This is a genomic window from Pseudomonas sp. PSE1(2024) (assembly GCF_050990555.1).
Lineage (GTDB): Bacteria > Pseudomonadota > Gammaproteobacteria > Pseudomonadales > Pseudomonadaceae > Aquipseudomonas > Aquipseudomonas aphyarum.
This window is the reverse complement of record NZ_CP158967.1, coordinates 540574-560241: the sequence shown is the minus strand read 5'-3', so window position 1 is coordinate 560241 and position 19668 is coordinate 540574. Positions and strand designations below refer to the sequence as shown.

Here is a 19668-nt window from a genome sequence, read left to right as displayed (position 1 = left end):
AACAAGCGCGATGGCCGGTTTTATGCCGGTTTGGTCAAGAAGGGTAAAGGACTGGATACAAATCGCCGGGCGCATTGCGCGCCCGGGGTTTTCGGCGGGATCAGGCGATGTCTTCGGCCGGGGCGTCGAGGCCCATGGCGTTGAGACGCGCGTAGTAGCCGTTCTGTGCCAGCAGGTCGTCGTGAGTGCCGCGCTCGACGATCCGGCCCTGATCCATGACCAGAATCAGATCGGCCTTCTCGATGGTCGACAGGCGGTGAGCAATTACCAGCGTGGTACGGCCCTTCATCACTTGATCCAGGGCGGCCTGGATGTGCCGCTCGGACTCGGTGTCGAGAGCCGAGGTGGCCTCGTCGAGGATCAGCACCGGCGCGTTCTTGAGCAAGGCGCGTGCGATTGCCAGGCGCTGGCGCTGGCCACCGGAAAGCAGCACGCCGTTCTCTCCGACCTGGGTGTCGAGGCCTTCCGGTAACTGCGCAATGAAGTCCATCGCATACGCATCACGCGCGGCTTTCTCGATGTCTTCACGCGGCGCCCCGGCCAGGTCACCGTAAGCAATGTTGTTGGCCACAGTGTCACTGAACAGCGTGACATGCTGGGTCACCTGGGCGATGTGGCGGCGCAGGTTGAGCAACTTGTACTGCTCGACTTCCACGCCGTCGATCAGGATCTCGCCCTTGTCATGGTGATAAAAGCGCGGGATCAGGTTGGCAAGCGTCGACTTGCCGCTGCCCGAACGCCCCACCAGCGCCACCATTTGCCCCGGCTCGGCCGAGAAGCTGATGTCGTCGAGTACCTGACGTTCGGTGCCCGGGTAGGTGAAGCTCAGGTTGCGCACATCGAGGCGACCGCTGACCGAATCGCGCTCGACCGTGCCGGTATCGACTTCCGGCTCGACGTCCAGTTGCTCGAAAATGCTTTCGGCACCGGCCACACCCTTCTGGATGGTCGAACTGACTTCGGACAACTGGCGGATCGGCTTGGGCAGCAGGCCGGCCAGAGTGATATAGGCGACCATGTCACCGGCCGACGCGTCACCGCGCAGGAACAGCACCAGGAACATCAGCACCGCCATGGCGCTGTAGATCACCAGTTGCAGCATCGGCGTGTAGATCGCGCCGGTGCGAGTCATGCGCAGTTGCTTGTCGGTGTTGCTCTGGCTGGCGTCGAGAAAGCGTTTCTCCTCGTAAGCTTCACCACCGAAGCTGCGCACCACGCGATAGCCCTGGATGGTTTCCGAGGCGACGTGGGTGACGTCGCCCATGGCCAGCTGGATCTTCTTGCTCTGCTTGCGGAATTTCTTGCTGGCGGTGCGCACCATCACGGCGATCAGTGGCAGGATCGCGACCATCACCAGCGTCAGCTTCCAGTTCATGAACAGCAGGGAGGCGAACAGGAAGATCACCGTCATGCCTTCACGGATTACGACCTTGATCGCATCTGTTGCCGCCCCCGTGACCATCGTCACGTTGAAGGTGATACGCGAAATCAGGTGACCGGAGTTATGCTTGTCGAAATAACGGTTGGGCAGGACCAGCAGGTTGTTGAACAACTGCACCCGCAGGTCGTGCACCAGGCCCAGGGAAACCTTGGCCAGGAAATAGTTGCCCAGATAAGATCCCAGACCCTGCCACGCAGCGATCAGAATGATCAGCAGCGGTACGGCCTGCAACAGTTGCAGATCGCGCAGGTAAGGCACGGTGGGAAACAGCACCGCCTCGGGATTGGACAGACCGTCGACAAAGTACTTGAGGATGTAGCCGAGCATCGGCTGGGTCGAGGCAAAAATCAGAAAACCGACGATGCTGATCAGGAACAGACTGATGTACGGCCGGACATAGCCGAGCAGGCGGAAGTAGATTTTCAAGCTCGAAGGGCTTGCGGCGGGACTGGAGTCGGTCATATCACGCGAAAGTCGATAAAAAGGACGCTGACTTTAGCACAGCTTCTTCAGGGTTCTGGCAATCGGGCAAAGGCTGCTATTGTTAGGCATCTTTTTCAGCATCAAATAGCCATCATCGAAATGGCCGATCAACTTCAGGATTGAATCTCTCAGCATGCAACTTCGCGGCTTCAGCAGTACTTCCAATCGAATTTTCGATTTCATTAGTCTGTGGATACTCCCCGCCGGCTACTTCCTGCTCTTGTGCGCACTGTTTTTCCTGCCGGGTCGCAGCCTGCATCACAAACTGTTTTACGGCTTGTTCAGCATTCCGACGCTGATCGCCATCTGCTTGCGCCCGCGGGCGTTCAAGGAGTTGCTCCAGGAGCCACTGATCATCGCACTGCTGCTGTTCGTCGCCTGGGCGCTGCTCAGCCTGTGCTGGGGACCGGGGGATGAACCGATCGGCGGTATGTTCAAGCCGCCGCTGCACACCTTGCTGTTGTTCGCCGGCTGCTACCTGCTGGTGCGCTATCGCAACGATATCCTCCAGCCCTTGCTGTTCACGGCGGCACTGGTTGCGCTAGTGGCCACCAGTGTCTTCCTGATCCATTTTGCCCGCACCTATGAGCCCGGGATGCGCCTGGTCGGTGGTGGCGCCTTCGACAACCCGCTGCTCAGTTCTCATCTGTTCGGTTTCTTTTGTGCCTACTGGCTCAGCATCAGCATGACCTGCAAGCGTCGCCAGCTGCTCTGGCTCAGTATGCCGGCGATGGCGATCATGTTCGCGGCGGTGATCGGCACCGGTTCCAGAACCCCGCTGGTCGCCCTGACCGCGGCGGCACTCTGGCTGTGCTTCATCTGCTGGAACCGTCGTTCGCTGCTGCTGCTGGGCGCGCTGGCCACCAGCGGTGCGGTGGTCATGGCCGTGTTTTCGCAAATGATCATCGAACGTGGCGACTCCTATCGCTTCGAAATCTGGCAACTGGCCTTGAACAAGATTTCCGATCATCCGTGGATCGGCCACGGCTATAACGCCAACCTGTCGATCGATCCCGGTGTCGGATACAACTTTCAGGAGCCGCACAGTTTTGCGCTGGGTGTCCTCTATTACGTCGGCCTGCTGGGCCTGCTGCCGTGGTTGTTCTTCCTCGCCTGGGGACTGCTGAGCAGTTGGCGCCAGCGTGTACAGCCCTTGCTGATCATCGCCTCGACCCTGCTGGTATTCGGTATCGGTGCGGGACTGACCGAGGGTGGCGGCATCCTTTCGCGGCCCAAGGAGCACTGGTTCCTGCTGTGGATACCGCTGGCACTGATTGCCGCACTGAGCATTAACCTGCGTGCCCGCCGCCTGCTGGACAGGCCGGTGGTAAAACGCTCGGCAGCCGACATGCAGCAGCTGAGCCAAAATGCCCGGATCATCGAAGAAGACGGCCTGGGGCCCAAAGTTCTGCGCCTGGAAGATGGCAGTTTCCTGAAACTATTCCGCCGTCGCCGCTGGTACACCTCCGGCACCTTCAATCCCTACTCCGAGCGATTTGCCGTGAACAGCGAGCAATTGCGCAGGGCAGGCATCCCGACCCCGGAGATACTGGGTCTTTATCGTCTCGAAGACGGCAGCAGCGCCGTTCATTATTCGCCTTTGCCGGGCCATACCCTGCGTCAGGTGCTGCAAGGCATCACGGCTCCCGCAGTACGCCAGGCCCTGGTGGAACGCTTTGGCAAGTTCATGGCCCAACTGCATGAACAGGGCGTGTATTTCCGCTCGTTGCACCTGGGCAACGTACTGGTGCTGGAGGATGGCGAATTCGGATTGATCGATCTGGCCGACCTGCGCATCTATCCGTCGCCCCTGAGCCTTTCATTGCGCCAACGCAACTTGCGTCACATGCAGCGCTACACGGAAGACAAGCGCTGGCTGTTCGAGGATCACTTCGATGCCCTGCTCCAGGGTTATTCGGTGACGGCCTCCAAAGCTGCGGTCGACAATCTGCACCGGCAGGTGCAACAGGGAGGTCGCCCGGTCCGGGCCCATTGATCATGACGGATACAAACCCAGTCTATGCCGCGATAGCGTATCTGCTTGCTATCGCGACTTCGGCTCTGCTCCTTCGCCTGCTACCCAAAGCGGCCACGCATTTGCAACATGCCGGCGAAAGCCGCTATGGCAGTATTGACGGCCTGCGTGGCTACCTGGCTTTTGGCGTATTCATCCATCACGCCATCATCACCTGGTTTTACCTGCGTACCGGTGTGATCGACTTTCCGCCCAGCAACTTCTACTCGCAACTGGGTCAGGCCAGCGTTGCGCTGTTTTTCATGATCACCGGTTTTCTGTTCTGGAGTCGTCTGCTCAAACAGGGCCGTGATCACGACTGGCAGGCCTTTGCGGTGTCACGGGTATTTCGGCTTTACCCTCTGTATCTGCCGCTGATGCTGATCGTGTTTGTCACGGTGTTCTACCTGCAAGGCTGGGAACTGAAGGACTCCGGTACACAACTGGCCGGGCAGATACTGGCCTGGCTGACCTTCGACCGACCTGACATCAATCAGTACCCGCAGAGCGGGATGTTGATTTCCAACGTGACCTGGACGCTGGCCTATGAGGTGTTTTTCTACCTGGCACTGCCGCTGCTGGGGCTGGTGTTCATCTATCGTGGACACTGGCTGCAAGTGGTGCTCTGCCTGATCGGGATCTACACCCTGTATCAGGTGGTCGGTTGGGAACATTCGCTGAAAAAGCACTTCCTGGCGAGTTTTCTGGGAGGGATTGCCGCAGCCTACTGGGTGCGTCGCCCGCAGCTGGCGGCATGGGGTCAGACACGTCTCGCCACCGTAATAGCCCTGCTGGCTCTGGTCCTGGTGATGACGCTGTACAAACGCGCCTTCAACCTGATGCCGTTGCTGCTGTTGACCGTGTTCTTCCTGATCGTGGCCTCGGGCAATCCGCTGTTTGGCGCCCTGCGCCTGCGCAGTGTCCGCTGGCTGGGAGAGATCAGCTACAGCACCTACCTGCTACACGGTTATGTGCTCTGGATCATGGTGCAGCAACTGCCGCACTTCATACCCTTCAACCCGCAAAACCCGATCCTCTATCTGCTGTTGATGGCCGTGTGCAGTTGCCTGCTGATCGTCATCGCCAGCCTGACATTCCTGTACATCGAAAAACCGGGCATTGAAGCGGGCAGGACATTTCTGCAGTGGTTGCGCCAGAAAAGGTCCGGGTCGAAGAAGCTGGCCGAGAAAGCCGTTCAGGATCGCTGAGCAGCTATGTCGATCGACGCTGTCGGGCGTAACTGAGGAATCCCTCGACGTCATCGCTGCACAGCGTGCCGGCCAGCCCGTTCAATTCGGCTTCCGGCCAGTCCCACCAGGCACTCTGCAACAGCTGGTGACGCTGTTCCTCGGGGAACCGCCAACGCAGGAACTTCGCGGGATTGCCCCCCATGACCGCGTAGGGTTCGACATCCCGCGTAACCAGCGCACCCGCCGCGATGATTGCACCGCTGCCGACAGTGACGCCCGACAGGATCGTGCAACCGGAACACAGCCAGACATCGTTGCCGATGGTCACGTCACCATGGGTGCCGCTGTAATCGCTGATGTGGGCCGCCTCCGGCAGCATCGCCGGAAACGGAAACGTGGTCACCCAGTCGGCACGGTGATGCCCACCGAGAAAAATCTGCACGCCTTCGGCAATCGAACAATAGGCGCCGATGTTCAGCGTCGAGCCTTCCTTCCAGTCATGCACCAGCGGCAAGCCATAACTGCCCCGACCGAAACCATAGTCAGGGTAGGCCTGCCGGAATCGCGCCGTGCCGCGTTCGATCTTCGGCAATTTGCGAATAGCCCGTTTCGCGCGTCGCTCGCGCCAGCGCTGAATCCAGCCCATGGCTCAGTCTTTTTCCAACGGTGAAAACAGCAACCGGCCCAACCCGCGCCAGGTTTTCTTGTTCCAGGCCTTGAACGGGATTTGCGCCAACAGCTCCCGCGCCAGTTTGCGATCGCGGTTGGCGGTTTTCAGGAACATCGAGTTGAGCGACTTGTAGCGCACTTCGTCGTACAGCGGATGATCGCTGAACAGCGCGTAGGTGCGCAGGATGTTCTCGATCATGAAACGGTGATTCTTGTAGGAGTTGGTGGCGTGCTTGCGGTAGCGCGCCATCACCACGTTCAGGCCATCGATGAAGTACCCGGCGCGGGTAATTTTCAGCTCGATGTACAGATCCTCAAGACGAATCGTCGGGTCGAACCCGCCCACCTTGTCCAGAGCCTCACGACGGATCATCAGGGTCGGTGCCGGCGGATACGGCTTGCGTTCCAGGAACATGTCATCGAAATCCGCGCGACGGAACGGCACGTCCCGGCGCTGACGCTTTTCCGGGTAGAGATTGCCGTCGGCGTCCATCAGCTCGATGTTGCCGGCGCAGATGCCCACTTCCGGTTTGCCGTCCATGTAAGCGACCTGAGTGGCGATCCGGTCGGGGTACATGATGTCGTCGGAGCCGAACGGCACGATCAGGCTGCCCTTGGCCCGTGCGATCGCGCCGTTGAGCGTATTGGTCAGGCCCTGGTTCTGCTGCACCCGGAAGTCGAAGCCGTGCTTGGCCTGCAAGGCAGTGATGCGCTCGACACTGTCGTCCTTCGAACCGTCGTCGACCACCAGCAGCTCGATGTTCTGGTAGCTCTGGTTGATGACGCTGAGGATGCTTTCCTCGATGTACGGGCCATGGTTATAGGAGGCGATGATGACAGTGACGAGAGGTTGCTCACCGCTCACGACTGCGGACTCGCTGAAGGCTCTTTCTTCGCTCATGGCTCTTTCTTCGCTCACGGCTGTTCCTTGCGGGCCTGCTCCAGGCCGGAGTCGATCAGGTTCAGGTATTCCTGGCGGAAGACCTCGATGTCGTGCTGCTCCTGCAAATAACGATAGGCCTGCTCGCCCTTGGCCTTGAGCTCGTCATCCGACAGCGCGAGGTAGGTGTCCAGCGCCGCAACCAGGCTCGGTACGTCCCTGGGCGTGATCGACAAGCCACCGGCACCTTCGATCAGCGGCAGCATGGCCGGCACGTTCGAGGCGATCACCGGCAGATGCCCGCTCATGCCTTCCAGCAAGGCCAGGCCCAGGCCTTCGGCCAGCGACGGCATGGTCCAGATATCGAACGCGCGCACGTACTGCAGGGCGTTTTCCTTGAAGCCCAGCAGGTGCGCCCGGCCGCTCAGGCCCAACTGTTCGATCTCGGTGGCCAGCGGCGCCTGCAGGCGCCCGGCACCGATGATTGCCAGCTGGGTGTTCGGGTATTTGTCTTTGAGTTGGGCGAAAGCCTGCAACAGGTAAGTGTGGCCCTTGACCGATACCAGTCGCCCCAGCGCCCCGATCAGCCGCACCTTCGGGTCGATGCCCAGCAACTCGCGAGCGCGTTCGCGACTGTGCTGCAAACCTTCGGCCTGCTCGATGTCGATGGCGTTGGTGATTGCGTACGTGTTCTGGTCAGTGAAACCGCAATCGCAATCCAGCAAATACTGTTTGACCGCCGGCGACACGCCGACGAAGCGCCAGTGCCGATCGATCAGGCGCTGAGTCTGGCGACGACGGTAGAAGCGGTCGTACTCGCCGAAACCGTGGGAAATGCCGATGCACAGCGGCACTTTCAACCAGCGGTTCAGCGTCAGCATCATGTTCACCGGTTTGAAGCGGTTGCAGATCACGACGTCGAATTTTTCCCGGCGGCAGAACTTGTACAGCTGCCACATCGCCCGCAGGCGCATGCCCTTCAGGGACTTGTCGGAAAACTCGAAATACACCGAACGGTCAGCACGGCTGACGGCTTCGCCCGGCCCTGGCTTGCCGCGCAGGAAAGCGGCGGTCACTTCGTAACGATCGGTCGGCAGCGCCTTGACGATTTGCTCGGCGAGGTCGGCGAAATCATGGGATTTGACGTTGTAGTCGGGCTGCAGCTGCAACACCTTTGACCGTTGACTCATAAATCTCCCCGGTTGACGCCCGTTTCGCCCTGTTTGAGTAGCCAGAACAGCTCCTGGCGCCTGACCGCTTTTCTGAAAAATTCGTTCTCGCCGTAGACCGACGGCATCCGACCGGCCAGCAGTCGCTGAAACAGCCGGCGCAGGCGACGCTTGAACGGGGCCGGTGGCTGCAGGTCATGCATCATGCTCAGCGCCATGGCCTTGTCCCGTTGCAATTCGATCGACAGCGGCAGGCACAGCGGCTGCATCGCCACGCCTGCGTCGAACGTCGGCGGCAAGGCAATGCCCTGCCCACTGTCGCCCATCGGCCAGCGGTCATTGTCGTGCAAGTGATTGGCGTAACCGAGCAGGGTCGGTTGGTAATCGAGACCGCGCAAGGCTTCCAGCACCGCTTCCTGGGCGCAGATATGGTCGGGATGCGGATCCAGCGTCGGGTGCGGCAACACGATCACATCCGGGCGCGCGCGGGCCAGTACGTCACGCAGGTCGGCCAGCAGGTTGTTCCAGGTCGGCGCGCCGTCGGCATCGCCGGGCAAGGCAAACGGATTCAGCTGACGAAACATCCGCGTGTCGTTCAGATCGGCTTCCCGCGAGCCAATCGGTTGATTGGGCGCAGCCTGCATCGCCGCCAGTTGCAGGCAGAAATAACCGAGCTGCACGCAATGTTCCTGCGGCACGCCAGCCCAGCGCGGTACGGCAAGACTGTCCCAGGCACGCAAGCGGCCCTTGAGCCGCGCCGCCTCGACCTTGTTCAGGCCCATCTGTTGATAGTGTTCGGCTTCGATCTCGCCGGCAGTCAGGGTCACGATCCAGGCTTCTTTGGCCTGGCTGTACAGACCGTAGGCGGCCAGTTCGGCATCGTCGGCGTGAGGGGCGATGACCATCACCCGCTGCTGGCGGTAGTCCGGTTGCTCCAGCGCCCACAGCACCGGCTCACCGGACACCCGGCAAAAGCGCCCGCGCAGACGCAACTGGCCTTGTGACAAGGCCTGCGCCTGACCGCTGAGGTTCAGATAACGCAGGCCATTGACGCCGCGTTCGAACGTCTGCGCATCGGGATGGGTGCCACCAGCCAACTCGACCCGAGGATCGAAGAAGCGTCCCAGAAAGCTGCTTTTGACCTTCACGGCGAGGATCAGCGTGGCGTCGTCCACCAGCATCACACCCTCGTCGAGGCGCAATTGCTCGCCGTTCAAATGCACTTTTGGCTGCGGTGTGAACGGCGGAAAGCTGTATTGGTAATCGTCTTTCGGCGAATAGAACAGGTGATCGGCGAACCAGGCTTCGTGGGCGATCCAGCCAATCACCGCCAGCACCAGCGGCAACCACCAGGCCACCAGCACGCCGAGGGCGATCAACACGATCAGTGCGATCAACAGGCCGATGCGCTTATTGCGCCGGTGACGCTTGAGCAGTTGCTGTTTGCGGCTCATGGGCTGACTCATACGGTGAAGACCGGCACAGGATTGCACCAGCGATCCTTGTATTCACGGTCGGCGCGACCGAAGGAAAAGCGCAGCGGCTTGTCCAGTGCCCGCGCATGCTCCCAGGCAGATTGCGTATTGAGGAAACTCAGGACGCTGCCAGGGCTGAATTCACGGGTTTCAGGATCGACGCCACCGTTGATGTACTCGACGCTGATCCACTCCGGGGCTTCGACGCGGTACACCAGTTGGATGGCGATCGGTGCATCGTTGAGGAAGATCACCGAGCCGATCAACAGCTCGCGCAACAGCTCGATGACTTCGGCCATGCGCGCCGCGCCAGTGGCCGGGAAACCCCAGCGGCGCTGAAACAGGACGCAATAAATGGCTGCCAGTTCGGCACTGGAAAAATCGCTGACCGGCCGCACCACCCCGCCCGCCTCTTCCAGCAGGCGCAGTTCACGGCGCTGGTTGTAGCGAAACTTCTTCGACAGCTCTTCGGGAGTGCGGGCCATGGCCAGTTGTTCGGTCTGCAACTTGAGGCCGCTGAAGCGGTTTTCGTTGAGCGCCGACAGGTAGCGCCCGCGATGGCGCAGCGGGGCCTGGGCATCGGCGGCGGCCGGCAGGATCAGCTCGGCGTTGCCGAGGTCGAACAGGCCTTTCTTGCCGTTGCGTTTGAGCACGTCCTTGGACAAGGCCAGGTCGCGGCCCCAGGTCGGGATCGCGGCTTTGATTTCGCCCTGCTGTTCCCAGGCCAGATAGCGCACCGGGATGCCGGCCAGATTCGCCAGACGCTCGACGACCATGGGATGAGTCGCGACGCTGCCGCCGAAACGTTGCCAGGCCTGTGCATAAGTTGAGGCGTCAACGGGCGACCAGCCACGTTCGCGCCAGCCTTGAAATCGGTTGAGCATCAGCCCCTCGGTGCCAGATCGGTAACTTGCGGCAAATGCCAGAAGGTGTCGCGTACGGCGCGGTCGGAGAAGCGCTCGCGCAGGCGTTCGAACATCATCTCCGCGCATTGGCGACGCTGCTGCTCGTCCATACCGGCCAGATGTTTCAGGCCCTGGGCCAGATGTTCTGCGTCACCCAGCGGGAACAGAATGCCCACGCCTTCGACCACTTCCTTCGCCCCGCCACACGCCGTGGCCAGCAACGGCACGCCGGCGGCCATGGCCTCCAGCAGCACCATGCCAAACGGTTCGTGGTCGGAGCTCAAGGCAAACACATCGAACGCGCGGAAGTAATTGCGCGCATCCGGCACCTGACCGAGGAACAGCACGCGATCACCAACGCCCAGCTCACGGGCCTGCGCCTTGAGTTCGTCCTCAAGACGACCCTTGCCGAGAATCACCAGTTGGCTGTTGGCCGGCAGACCGGGCAATGCCGCGGCAAAACCGTGCAGCAGCGTGGCCTGATCCTTGTCCGGGTGCAGACGACCGACGTTGCCGACAATGAACGCATCCGCCGACAGACCGAGGGTCTCGCGGGCTTCACGGGCGGACACCTGACTCATCTGCAACGCCGAGACATCGATGCGGTTGTAAAGGGTCTGGATACGCGCCGCCGGCCATTTCGGCAGACAGTGGCGCATGTCGTCGCGCACCGCATCGGACACGCCGAGCAGGCTCAGACGCTTGCGGAAAATCTGCGCAAAGAGTTTGCGCGAGCCGCGTTTGTAATCGCCAAACGCGTGGTGCACGCCAATCACCGGCAGCGAAGTGCCGAGCAAGGCGATGTAGATCGGCTTGAAGCGATGGGCGATGCAGAAACTGAAATTGCGTGAAGCGGCGATCTTGCGCAGATCGCCGATGGCGCCCAGCTTCAGGCCACGAATGGCCTTGGAGCTGTATTCCATGAACAACACTTCATCGGAGGCGCAGGCCGCGGCCACCTCGCTATCGGCAGCCCCGGTCAGAAATACCGTGGTGACCCGATAACCGGTGCCCGCGAACAGGCTGGCGTACTGCCGCGCGCAGTCGAGGAACGGCCCGTCATAGCCGTGACAGAACTGCAGCACATGGCGTTCAGCCGAGCGTGTCATAAGCGTTTGCGCCTTCTTTGACCACCAGGATGTCTTCCATGATCAGGTACTGCAGATCCGAGCCGAAGAACATGTTCAGGGCGTCGGTCGGCGAGCAGATCATCGGTTCACCACGGCGGTTGAGCGAGGTGTTCAGGGACACGCCGTTGCCGGTCAGCACTTCCAGCGCCTTCATCATGTCGTAGTAGCGCGGGTTGTATTCGCGCTTGAGCACCTGGGCCCGCGAAGTACCGTCTTCGTGGACGACTTCCGGCACGCGGGTCTTCCACTCTTCAGCCACTTCGAAGGTGAAGGTCATGAACGGCGCCGGGTGATCGATCTTGATCATCTGTGGCGCAACGGTGTCGAGCATCGACGGGCAGAAAGGCCTCCAGCGCTCGCGGAATTTGATCTGGTGGTTGATGCGGTCAGCCACGCCAGCCACGCTCGGGCAGCCGATGATCGAACGACCGCCCAGTGCACGCGGACCGAACTCCATGCGGCCCTGGAACCAGGCCACCGGGTTGCCATCGACCATGATCTTGGCGATCTGCTCCGGCATGTTGTCGAGCTTGCGCCAGGTCGGCTTGTTCTCGTGACGGGCGCACGCGGCGATCACGTCTTCGTTGCTGTACGACGGGCCGAGGTAGACGTGTTCCATCTTCTCGACCGGCACGCCACGGGCGTTGGACACATAGGCCGCTGCGCCAACCGCCGTACCGGCGTCGCCGGAAGCAGGCTGTACGAACAGCTCCTTGACGTCGTCGCGGGCGATGATTTTCTGGTTGAGCTTGACGTTCAACGCACAGCCACCGGCGTAGGCCAGCTTGCCGGTTTCCTTGAGCACGTCGCCCAGGTAGTAGTCGATCATCTGCAGCGCGATTTTTTCGAACAGCGCCTGAATGCTGGCGGCGTAGTGGATGTACGGCTCGTCGGCGATGTCGCCTTCGCGCTTCGGACCCAGCCACTCGATCAGCTTCGGCGAGAAGTAGTAACCCTTGCCCTTCTCTTTATAGCGACGCAGGCCGATCACGTTGGCGTAGTCGGTGTTGATCACCAGTTCGCCGTTCTCGAACGAGGCCAGACGCGAGAAATCGTATTTGCTGGCGTCGCCGTACGGCGCCATGCCCATGACCTTGAACTCGCCGTCCAGCATGTCGAAACCGAGGAACTCGGTGATCGCGCCGTACAGGCCACCGAGGGAGTCCGGATCGAAGAATTCCTTGATCTTGTGGATCTTGCCGTTTTCGCCATAACCGAAGAAGGTCGTGGCGTACTCGCCCTTGCCGTCGATGCCGAGGATCGCGGTTTTCTCTTTGAAACCCGAGCAGTGATAGGCGCTGGAAGCGTGGGCCAGGTGGTGTTCAACCGGCTCGATCTTGATTTTCTTCGGATCGAAGCCCAGTTGCTCCAGGCACCAGACGATCTTGTTGCGATAGCGCTTGTAGCGACGGTTGCCCATCAGGATCGCGTCGAGTGCGCGGTCCGGGGCGTACCAGTAACGCTTGGCGTACTGCCAGCGAGCCTTGCCGAAAATGCTGATCGGGGCGAACGGAATCGCCACCACGTCAACGTCGGACGGCTTGATGCCTGCCTGCTCCAGGCAGAACTTCGCCGATTCGTAGGGCATGCGGTTCTTTGCATGTTTATCGCGTACGAAGCGCTCTTCCTCAGCCGCCGCGACCAGCTTGCCGTCGATGTACAAGGCTGCTGAAGGATCATGGCTAAGGGCGCCGGACAGGCCAAGAATCGTCAATGCCACAGGGGTCTAGCCTCTTTAGTCTGCATTCAGGCGCGATGCGCCTTGAAAAATGATGTGCCCTCGCACCGGGCGAGAGACAGCTAAAGGGCGGGATTATAGCGTAAACGTGGCGGGAATGACCCTGTGCGAATTGCCCCATGTCGTTCAACCCACAGAACCCTTGTCCATGGGCCTATCCACGGCTTGGTCGCCAATAAACACTGATATTCCCGTCCACTGCCTGGCGATAGATCGTGTAAGGCAGAAACGCCGTGTCGAACACCCCGGACAGGGTCAGGTCGAGCAGGACGACCGGCACCAGAATGCCAGTAGGATCGGGCGGCGCGTGCAGCAGGCAGAAATCGTGGGCGAGCCCGCTGTAGATGCGCGGAATCGACTGACAGTAGGTCTTCTGTTTGCGCAGGCCGCGCGTGGCGCCTTCATCGTCCTGCAACACCGTGACGGCGGTGCCGCAGCCGGACAGTACCAGGGAAAATGCGCCGATCGTGATAGCGTTTTTGATGCTCAAGGTTTGCCCTCCGGGAACGTCGGGGCAAACTAGCATCGGGGTTTTGCGAGGGGCAGTTCATGGGTTCCGGGAAGACCGTAGGACAAGTCACAAGGATTTGTCGCCACATGCCTTACCCGAATTCAACTGCAGAAATGTCTTACGCGCTGGCGAAAACAATCATGCAGTGCCCACTACATCCTTGGGCAATCGCTGATCGATCACATGATACAGCGCACTGCTCTCAGGCCAGTTGCGCATGAACCGCGCGCGATCCCGGGCATAGGCCGGGGCGAAGCTGCCCACCGAGCCGTGCTGGCACATCGAGTCCAGATCGATCAGCGCCCAGCGGTCTTCTTGCCAGAACAGGTTATGACCCTTGAAGTCGCCATGGCTGATGCGTTCGGCGATCAACCGTGCAAACAGCTGATCCAGTGCCTGCAATTCGCTTTCAGGCGCTTCACCGCTTTCAACATATGGCGCAAAGCGCTCGATGATGTCCGGCCCCGCCAAGTGTTCGGTGATCAGATAGGCCTTGCTGCGCAGCCAGAAAAACCGGGTTTCCAGTACTGCCAGCGGTTTTGGTGTGGCAATGCCGAGAAACGCCAGGCGATTGCCTTCGCGCCAGGAATGCCAGGCGCGGCTTGGACGCCAGAAGCGCTTCAGCCAATGGGCAAAATTCTTGATGTTGTAACGCTTGATCACCAGAGGACGCCCGGCAACCTCGACCTTGCCGACACTGGCCGCGCCGCCGGTCTTGTACAAATGGCCCTGATCGAGCAAGGCATCGGCCTGTTCCAGCACCGGCAGCATCGCGGGCTCTTCCTCGCGGCGGATCGACCGCAGACCGAACGCGCCGCGCTTGACGCTGAACAGCGTGCATTCACGACCGACCTTGATCAGGTAATCCTTCAAGCGCCAGGCGCGCACCTTGTCGATCTGCTTTTGCAGGGCTTCCAGCGGCAGCGCGTGTTCGCTGTTGCTCAGCAGGTAATACACCAGCAATTCTTCGGTGAACGGCTCGAGCGATTTGGGCAACTGGGCGAAGAACACCCCGAGGTTTTCCAGCACTTTGTGCCGGGACAACGGCTGGCCGGCATTTTCTGCACAGATACCGGCGCCATCGATCAGATACAGCTGACCACCGTGGCGCAGCAGGTTGTCCAGATGCAGGTCTTCCTGCCACAGGCCTTTGCCGTGCAACTGACCGATGGCACCAAGCGCTTCGGCCAGCACCGCCGATTGTTCGTCGGCCAGCACCGGCAAGGATTCGACCTTGCTCCAGGCATCGCCCAGGCTCTCGGCGCCTTCGAGGAACTCGAACAGCAGCCAGCCACCCTCGCCGTCCTTCAAGCCATCGGCCAGCAGCAACGGCGTGGTCATGCCCTGGGCGGCGAGCAGTTTCACGCCCTCCAGTTCACGCTGAAAATGCCGCGCTGCCTTGCTGCCGACCAGCAATTTGGCCAGCACCGGACGCCCGCGCCACACACCGGCACCGACGTAACGCTGCCCCGGCAACACCCGCAACAGGCTGAGCAACTGCAAATCGGCAGCGCCCGCCGCATCGGCCAGCGAAACCGTCAGCGGCAGACTCGGCGTACGCCCGGCATTTTTCAGGTCGGACAGCTGCATCAGCGGGTCTCCTTGCGACTGCGCCGCGCGGTCAGCCGCGTGACCCAGCTATCGACCAGCGAACTGTCCGTCGATTGATCGAGATACGCCGCCAGCAGCTCACGCAATTGCGCTTCGCTCCACTCCGGCGCACGGCGCAGCAGCGGCTCCAGATCCTTGACCCGGTCACGCATACCGAACAGCAACGGCCGAGTCTTCTCCAGGTCGATCAACTGGGCCTGATAGCCGTCGCCCTCGGCACGCAGGAAAATGTGTTTTGGATAGAAGCAGCCATGCACCTGACGCATGCCGTGGAGATGGCGCGCCAACAGGCCGCAGGACTTGAGAATCGCCGATTGCTGCGCGGCATCGAGGTCCGACCAGCGCTGCAACAGCGAATCGAGATCGTCCCAGCCGTCCAGCGCCCGGGTCAGCAGGATCGCACGGACTTCGCCGTTGACCTTGCGCTCACCGAAGAACGCCGCCTGCAACGCCGGAATGCCGAGCTTGTTGTAACGACTGATGTTGCGAAATTCCCGGGCGAACGTCGGCTCGCCGAAGGGCGCGTGCAGGGTGCGGGTCAGGTAATTGCACTGGCGCTTGAGGTAATAGCCATGCCCTTCCAGATCCAGACGAAACACGCTGCTCCAGCCGCCGCCATCGGTGTTGGGCTCATCCACGGCGTCGAGCTGCTTGGACCACAGCGCATCGAACGTGCCGAGACCGTGGCGCTCCAGCAGCGCACGGTCTTCAGCGGCCAGAAAATCAGTCATTCGCGTCCCTCGAAAAATCTCACCACGTGGCGAATCCGTTGCTTGTCGGCGGCATTCAGCCGATCACGTCCACGGTATTGCAGGTAAAAGCGCAGGCGCTGGGTGTTCGACAGGTGATACTTGGCCACCTTGTCGAGGCAGGCCAGATCCTTGGTGATCCGATACTTGAGCCAGAAACCGCGCCAGAAATCGCCGTTCGGGCAGTCGATCAGAAACAGCTGCGCCTGATCGTCGATCAGCAAATTGCGCCACTTCAGATCGTTATGGGTGAAGCGGTGGTCGTGCATGACACGCGTATAAGCAGCCAGCTGCCGACTGACGCCGTCGACCCAGGCACGATCCTTGAGCTTGGGATCGTTGCGTTCGGCCAGCGCCGACAAGTCTTCGGTGCGCGGCAGTTCACGGGTGATCATCGCCCCGCGATCGTAGGCCATGCCGTTGCGCTCCAGCCCCCACGCCACCACTTCGGCGGTGGGAATGCCCCACTTGGCGAAGCGTTTGAGGTTCTGCCATTCCATCTTCACCCGGGGCTTGCCCAGATAACGCCGCAGGCCCTTGCCGGCACCGGTGTAGCGCTTGACGTAATAGTTGACGCCGTTGAGTTGCACGCGAATGACTTCGGACAATGGATCGCGAGTCAGGCGCTCGCCCTGAAGGGCAAATACCGCTTCGAGGCTACCGAAATACTGCGCAAGTTCACTGTACTCAGGCTCCAGATTCCAACCCGCCATCAGAGCGCATCCCCGTACCGTTGCTTGCGCGCGTAGAGCTTGTTGGCCTTGCCTTCGAGCCAGCTCAGCAACGGCGCTTCTTCAGCCAGGATCTGGCGCAGCGGTTGCTGGAAGTAACCTTTGAGGAAGCGCAGCTTGTCGCGGCGGGTCAGGCCGATGTCCAGTGCGGAAAAGTACAGCGCCGCCAGATCCTTGTTGCGCCAGCGCTGAGTGATCGCCGGACGGGTCTGGGCGCGGTGCAGGTCGATCACCGAGAGTTTGAAATCTTCGGGCGTGACCGGTTTGTCGGTGTGCAGCAGGAAGTGGCAGATGTAGCAGTCGCGGTGATTGACCCCGGCGCGATGCATCATGCCGGTCATGCGCGCGACCTCGGCGATCAGCGCCCGCTTGAGTTTCGGCTGCGGCGGTTGCTTGACCCAGTCGATGCTGAAGTCTTCGAGACTGATGGTCGGCGCCAGCTCTTCGGTGACGATGAACGAATGCTGATCCGCCGGGTTGCTGCCCTTCTCGCCGTAAGCGACGGCGGTCATGGTCGGCACGCCGACTTCCTGCAAACGCTGGATGGCTTTCCATTCCTGACCCGCGCCGAGCACCGGCAGTTTGGCGGTCAGCAGGTTCTTGAAGATCTCGCCCCAACCGATGCCCCGGTGAATCTTGACGAAAAAGCCATTGCCGTCGACTTCCGTGCGCAACGTCCGGCGGGCTTCCAGCTCGCGGTACACCTCGCCCTGCAAGCCCTCGACTTCCACGAATGCATCGCGGCCAGCCCACAGGCTCTTGAACGGTTCAGCCAGCATCAACTTCATTTAAGCGTGCTCCGCCAGAATCACATCGGCCGCGTGCTGCGGCATGCTGTAGAGGTCGGCCGTCTCGGCGAAGGCCAGACCGTTGCGGCTCCAGGCCGCCCGTGCAGCGTCGTCGTTCAACATGTCAGTCAGGTATTGCGTCAGTTGCGCCTGATCGAACGGTTCGTCCAGCACTCGCCCGGCGTCGGCCTCGGCGATGTAATGGGCGTAACCGCAGACCGCGCTGACCAGCACCGGCAACCCGGCGACCAGCGCTTCAAGCAGCACCGTACCGGTGTTTTCGTTGTACGCCGGGTGGATCAACAGATCGGCGCCGAGCAGGAAACGCGGGATATCGCTGCGCCCCTTGAGGAACGTCACGTTGTCGCCCAGGCCCAGCGTCGCACTCTGCATCTGGAACAATTTGGGGTCATCCTGGCCGATTACAAACAGCCGGGTGCGTTTCTTCAGCTCGGCAGGCAATGCGGCCAGCGCTTTCAGGCTGCGATCAACACCCTTTGTCTTGAACCCGGAACCGATCTGCACCAGCAGCAGTTCGTCGTCCTTGAGATTGAATTCGGCGCGGAAACCGGCGCGAATCTGGTCGGCATCCGCAGGGCGGCGACGGTCCTGGGCGATGCCCGGCGGCAGCAGGTGGAAGCGTTCCAGCGGCGTGTCGTAATGCTTGATGAACAGCGGCTGCTGCACTTCGGAAATCATCAGCACTTCGGTCTTCGCGTCTTTGGCGAACACTGCGCGCTCGTACTCGGCGAAGTGGCGGTAACGGCCCCAGCGGCGATACAGCGAATTGCGCAGGTTCTGCGCCTTGTCTTCGAAGCAACCGTCGGCGGCGTAGTAGACGTCCAGCCCCGGCATCTTGTTGAAGCCGATCAGGCGGTCCACCGGGCGCTTGGCCAGGTCCGCTTCCATCCACGCGCTGAGCTTTTCGTTGCGCCGGTGATTGAAGAACGCCTTGACCGGCGCCACCAGCACTTCGAAACCGGGTGGCACGTCGCCTTCCCAGATCAGGGTGTAGACGCGGATCTGGTGCCCGCGCTTCTGGCATTCGAGGGCGATGCGCATGAAATCGCGCTGCAAGCCACCGAACGGGAAATATTTGTACAGGACAAAAGCCAATTGCATCAGCGCAGCTCCTCAGCCATCAACAACGTGCTCAGTCGGCTGGCAACACGCTCGGGATTCAGACGCGTGAAGCACAGGGGCCACTCGCGTTTCAGGTCAAACTGACGGGCATCCTGCGCGGTCGGTTGATACGTACATTTCTTTTGCAGGCACGGCGCGCACGGGAAATCGCTGCCGAGGTGAATCTGCAGCTTGCCGTAGGCGCCGGTCAGGCCCGGATTGGTCGGGCCGAACAGGGAAATCGTCGGCACATCCAAAGCGGCGGCAAGGTGACCGAGGCCGGTGTCCACCGCGACGCAGGCCTGGGCGCCGGCGAGCACCTTGCCGACCCCGGCCAGGTTCAGCTTCGGCAGCACTTCGGCGTGTTTGAAACCGGCGGCGATGCGCTCGGCCCGGGCCTTCTCCAGCGGGCTGCCCCACGGCAGCTTGATCCCGACGCCGAGGTAGCCGACCCGCTCGGTCAGCTCGCGCCAGTAGGCTTCCGGCCAGTGCTTGGTGTCCCAGGTGGTGCCGTGGAGGAACACCACGTAGGCATTTTTGCGCGGCAGTTCGACCAGACGCTCGACGTTGAGGCCGTAATCGCCCAGGCCTTTGGGCAAGTCATAACCCAAGGCGATAGCGAACAATTGGCGCACACGCTCGACAGCATGCTGACCTCGGGCCACCGCCAGTTTGCGGTCATAAAAGCGCGCGGCGATCGGCTCGCGGGCCGAGCCCTTGTCGAGACCGGCCACCGGGGCTTTGACGTAGCGGGTCAGCCAGGCGCTTTTCAGCAGGCCCTGAGCGTCGATCACCAGATCATATTTATTCGCCCGAACGGATTGCTTGAAGCGCTTCCATTCGCCGCTGGTGATGGTTTTCCAGATGTTTTTGCGCCAGCGGCGGATCGCCACCGGAATCACTTTGCCTACGGCCGGGTGCCAGGTCGGAATCTCGGCGAAACCTTCTTCCACCACCCAGTCGAACTTGATCCCGGGAATCGCCCGGGCGGCGTCGGTCAGCGCCGGCAACGCGTGAATCACGTCGCCCAGCGATGAAGTCTTGATCAGCAATACCCGCAAG

Annotated in this window: 17 protein-coding genes; 2 read left to right on the top strand and 15 right to left on the bottom strand. The window is 61.1% G+C overall.

What is annotated here, in order from left to right; genetic code table 11:
- Window positions 1-100: 100 nt before the first annotated feature.
- On the bottom strand, window positions 101-1903 hold the full coding sequence (msbA, locus tag ABTV87_RS02435) for a lipid A export permease/ATP-binding protein MsbA (protein ID WP_221533692.1): 1803 nt from the start codon (window positions 1901-1903) through the stop codon (window positions 101-103).
- 154 nt (window positions 1904-2057) lie between these two features.
- On the opposite strand from msbA, the gene ABTV87_RS02430 reads away from it, so the two are divergent.
- Window positions 2058-3920, top strand: coding sequence for a bifunctional O-antigen ligase/aminoglycoside phosphotransferase family protein (locus ABTV87_RS02430; RefSeq protein WP_221533691.1), 1863 nt, complete (start codon window positions 2058-2060; stop codon window positions 3918-3920).
- Window positions 3921-3922: 2 nt separating this feature from the next.
- Window positions 3923-5146 carry an acyltransferase family protein gene (locus ABTV87_RS02425; protein WP_007952252.1) on the top strand — a complete coding sequence of 408 codons (1224 nt, stop codon included), beginning with the start codon at window positions 3923-3925 and terminating at the stop codon, window positions 5144-5146.
- Between the two features lie 4 nt (window positions 5147-5150).
- On the opposite strand, the gene ABTV87_RS02420 is transcribed toward ABTV87_RS02425, so the two are convergent.
- From ABTV87_RS02420 to waaC, 14 genes are all read right to left on the bottom strand, one after another.
- Entirely contained in the window at window positions 5151-5774 is a 624-nt protein-coding gene (locus tag ABTV87_RS02420) for a CatB-related O-acetyltransferase (RefSeq protein WP_085608468.1), read from the bottom strand.
- Between the two features lie 3 nt (window positions 5775-5777).
- Window positions 5778-6698: a glycosyltransferase gene (locus ABTV87_RS02415; RefSeq protein ID WP_258713584.1), complete on the bottom strand. Its 921-nt coding sequence runs from the start codon at window positions 6696-6698 to the stop codon at window positions 5778-5780.
- 14 nt (window positions 6699-6712) lie between these two features.
- Window positions 6713-7867 carry a glycosyltransferase gene (locus ABTV87_RS02410; protein WP_433898932.1) on the bottom strand — a complete coding sequence of 385 codons (1155 nt, stop codon included), beginning with the start codon at window positions 7865-7867 and terminating at the stop codon, window positions 6713-6715.
- Window positions 7864-9300 (bottom strand): PIG-L family deacetylase, encoded by a 1437-nt coding sequence (locus ABTV87_RS02405; RefSeq protein ID WP_258712789.1) that lies wholly within the window; start codon window positions 9298-9300, stop codon window positions 7864-7866. The genes ABTV87_RS02410 and ABTV87_RS02405 overlap by 4 nt, the downstream gene beginning before the upstream one ends.
- A gap of 8 nt (window positions 9301-9308) precedes the next feature.
- Window positions 9309-10205, bottom strand: a complete 897-nt coding sequence (locus tag ABTV87_RS02400) for an antimicrobial resistance protein Mig-14 (protein WP_258712788.1) — start codon at window positions 10203-10205, stop codon at window positions 9309-9311.
- A complete protein-coding gene (locus ABTV87_RS02395) occupies window positions 10205-11335 on the bottom strand; it encodes a glycosyltransferase (protein WP_221533688.1) in 1131 nt (376 codons plus the stop codon). The genes ABTV87_RS02400 and ABTV87_RS02395 overlap by 1 nt, the downstream gene beginning before the upstream one ends.
- Window positions 11319-13076 carry a carbamoyltransferase family protein gene (locus ABTV87_RS02390; protein ID WP_007952261.1) on the bottom strand — a complete coding sequence of 586 codons (1758 nt, stop codon included), beginning with the start codon at window positions 13074-13076 and terminating at the stop codon, window positions 11319-11321. Before ABTV87_RS02390 ends, ABTV87_RS02395 begins: the two co-directional genes overlap by 17 nt.
- A gap of 172 nt (window positions 13077-13248) precedes the next feature.
- Window positions 13249-13584 carry a YceK/YidQ family lipoprotein gene (locus ABTV87_RS02385; RefSeq protein WP_221533687.1) on the bottom strand — a complete coding sequence of 112 codons (336 nt, stop codon included), beginning with the start codon at window positions 13582-13584 and terminating at the stop codon, window positions 13249-13251.
- Window positions 13585-13743: 159 nt separating this feature from the next.
- Window positions 13744-15195, bottom strand: coding sequence for a lipopolysaccharide kinase InaA family protein (locus ABTV87_RS02380; RefSeq protein WP_258712786.1), 1452 nt, complete (start codon window positions 15193-15195; stop codon window positions 13744-13746).
- On the bottom strand, window positions 15195-15947 hold the full coding sequence (locus ABTV87_RS02375) for a lipopolysaccharide kinase InaA family protein (protein ID WP_007952279.1): 753 nt from the start codon (window positions 15945-15947) through the stop codon (window positions 15195-15197). The genes ABTV87_RS02380 and ABTV87_RS02375 overlap by 1 nt, the downstream gene beginning before the upstream one ends.
- A complete protein-coding gene (locus ABTV87_RS02370; RefSeq protein ID WP_007952281.1) occupies window positions 15944-16678 on the bottom strand; it encodes a lipopolysaccharide kinase InaA family protein in 735 nt (244 codons plus the stop codon). The genes ABTV87_RS02375 and ABTV87_RS02370 overlap by 4 nt, the downstream gene beginning before the upstream one ends.
- A complete protein-coding gene (gene rfaP / locus ABTV87_RS02365; protein ID WP_085608461.1) occupies window positions 16678-17484 on the bottom strand; it encodes a lipopolysaccharide core heptose(I) kinase RfaP in 807 nt (268 codons plus the stop codon). The genes ABTV87_RS02370 and rfaP overlap by 1 nt, the downstream gene beginning before the upstream one ends.
- Window positions 17485-18606, bottom strand: coding sequence for a glycosyltransferase family 4 protein (locus ABTV87_RS02360; protein WP_085685321.1), 1122 nt, complete (start codon window positions 18604-18606; stop codon window positions 17485-17487).
- Window positions 18606-19667 (bottom strand): lipopolysaccharide heptosyltransferase I, encoded by a 1062-nt coding sequence (gene waaC / locus ABTV87_RS02355; RefSeq protein WP_221533685.1) that lies wholly within the window; start codon window positions 19665-19667, stop codon window positions 18606-18608. Before waaC ends, ABTV87_RS02360 begins: the two co-directional genes overlap by 1 nt.
- Between the last annotated feature and the right edge of the window lies 1 nt (window position 19668).

Coding starts and splice junctions, on each gene's coding strand:
- ABTV87_RS02430 (WP_221533691.1), top strand. CDS start 2,058: ATGCAACTTCGCGGCTTCAGCAGTACTTCCAATCGAATTTTCGATTTC.
- rfaP (WP_085608461.1), bottom strand. CDS start 17,484: ATGAAGTTGATGCTGGCTGAACCGTTCAAGAGCCTGTGGGCTGGCCGC.
- ABTV87_RS02415 (WP_258713584.1), bottom strand. CDS start 6,698: ATGAGCGAAGAAAGAGCCTTCAGCGAGTCCGCAGTCGTGAGCGGTGAG.
- ABTV87_RS02400 (WP_258712788.1), bottom strand. CDS start 10,205: ATGCTCAACCGATTTCAAGGCTGGCGCGAACGTGGCTGGTCGCCCGTT.
- ABTV87_RS02425 (WP_007952252.1), top strand. CDS start 3,923: ATGACGGATACAAACCCAGTCTATGCCGCGATAGCGTATCTGCTTGCT.
- ABTV87_RS02370 (WP_007952281.1), bottom strand. CDS start 16,678: ATGGCGGGTTGGAATCTGGAGCCTGAGTACAGTGAACTTGCGCAGTAT.
- msbA (WP_221533692.1), bottom strand. CDS start 1,903: ATGACCGACTCCAGTCCCGCCGCAAGCCCTTCGAGCTTGAAAATCTAC.
- ABTV87_RS02405 (WP_258712789.1), bottom strand. CDS start 9,300: ATGAGCCGCAAACAGCAACTGCTCAAGCGTCACCGGCGCAATAAGCGC.
- ABTV87_RS02375 (WP_007952279.1), bottom strand. CDS start 15,947: ATGACTGATTTTCTGGCCGCTGAAGACCGTGCGCTGCTGGAGCGCCAC.
- ABTV87_RS02360 (WP_085685321.1), bottom strand. CDS start 18,606: ATGCAATTGGCTTTTGTCCTGTACAAATATTTCCCGTTCGGTGGCTTG.
- ABTV87_RS02410 (WP_433898932.1), bottom strand. CDS start 7,867: ATGAGTCAACGGTCAAAGGTGTTGCAGCTGCAGCCCGACTACAACGTC.
- ABTV87_RS02420 (WP_085608468.1), bottom strand. CDS start 5,774: ATGGGCTGGATTCAGCGCTGGCGCGAGCGACGCGCGAAACGGGCTATT.
- ABTV87_RS02380 (WP_258712786.1), bottom strand. CDS start 15,195: ATGCAGCTGTCCGACCTGAAAAATGCCGGGCGTACGCCGAGTCTGCCG.
- ABTV87_RS02395 (WP_221533688.1), bottom strand. CDS start 11,335: ATGACACGCTCGGCTGAACGCCATGTGCTGCAGTTCTGTCACGGCTAT.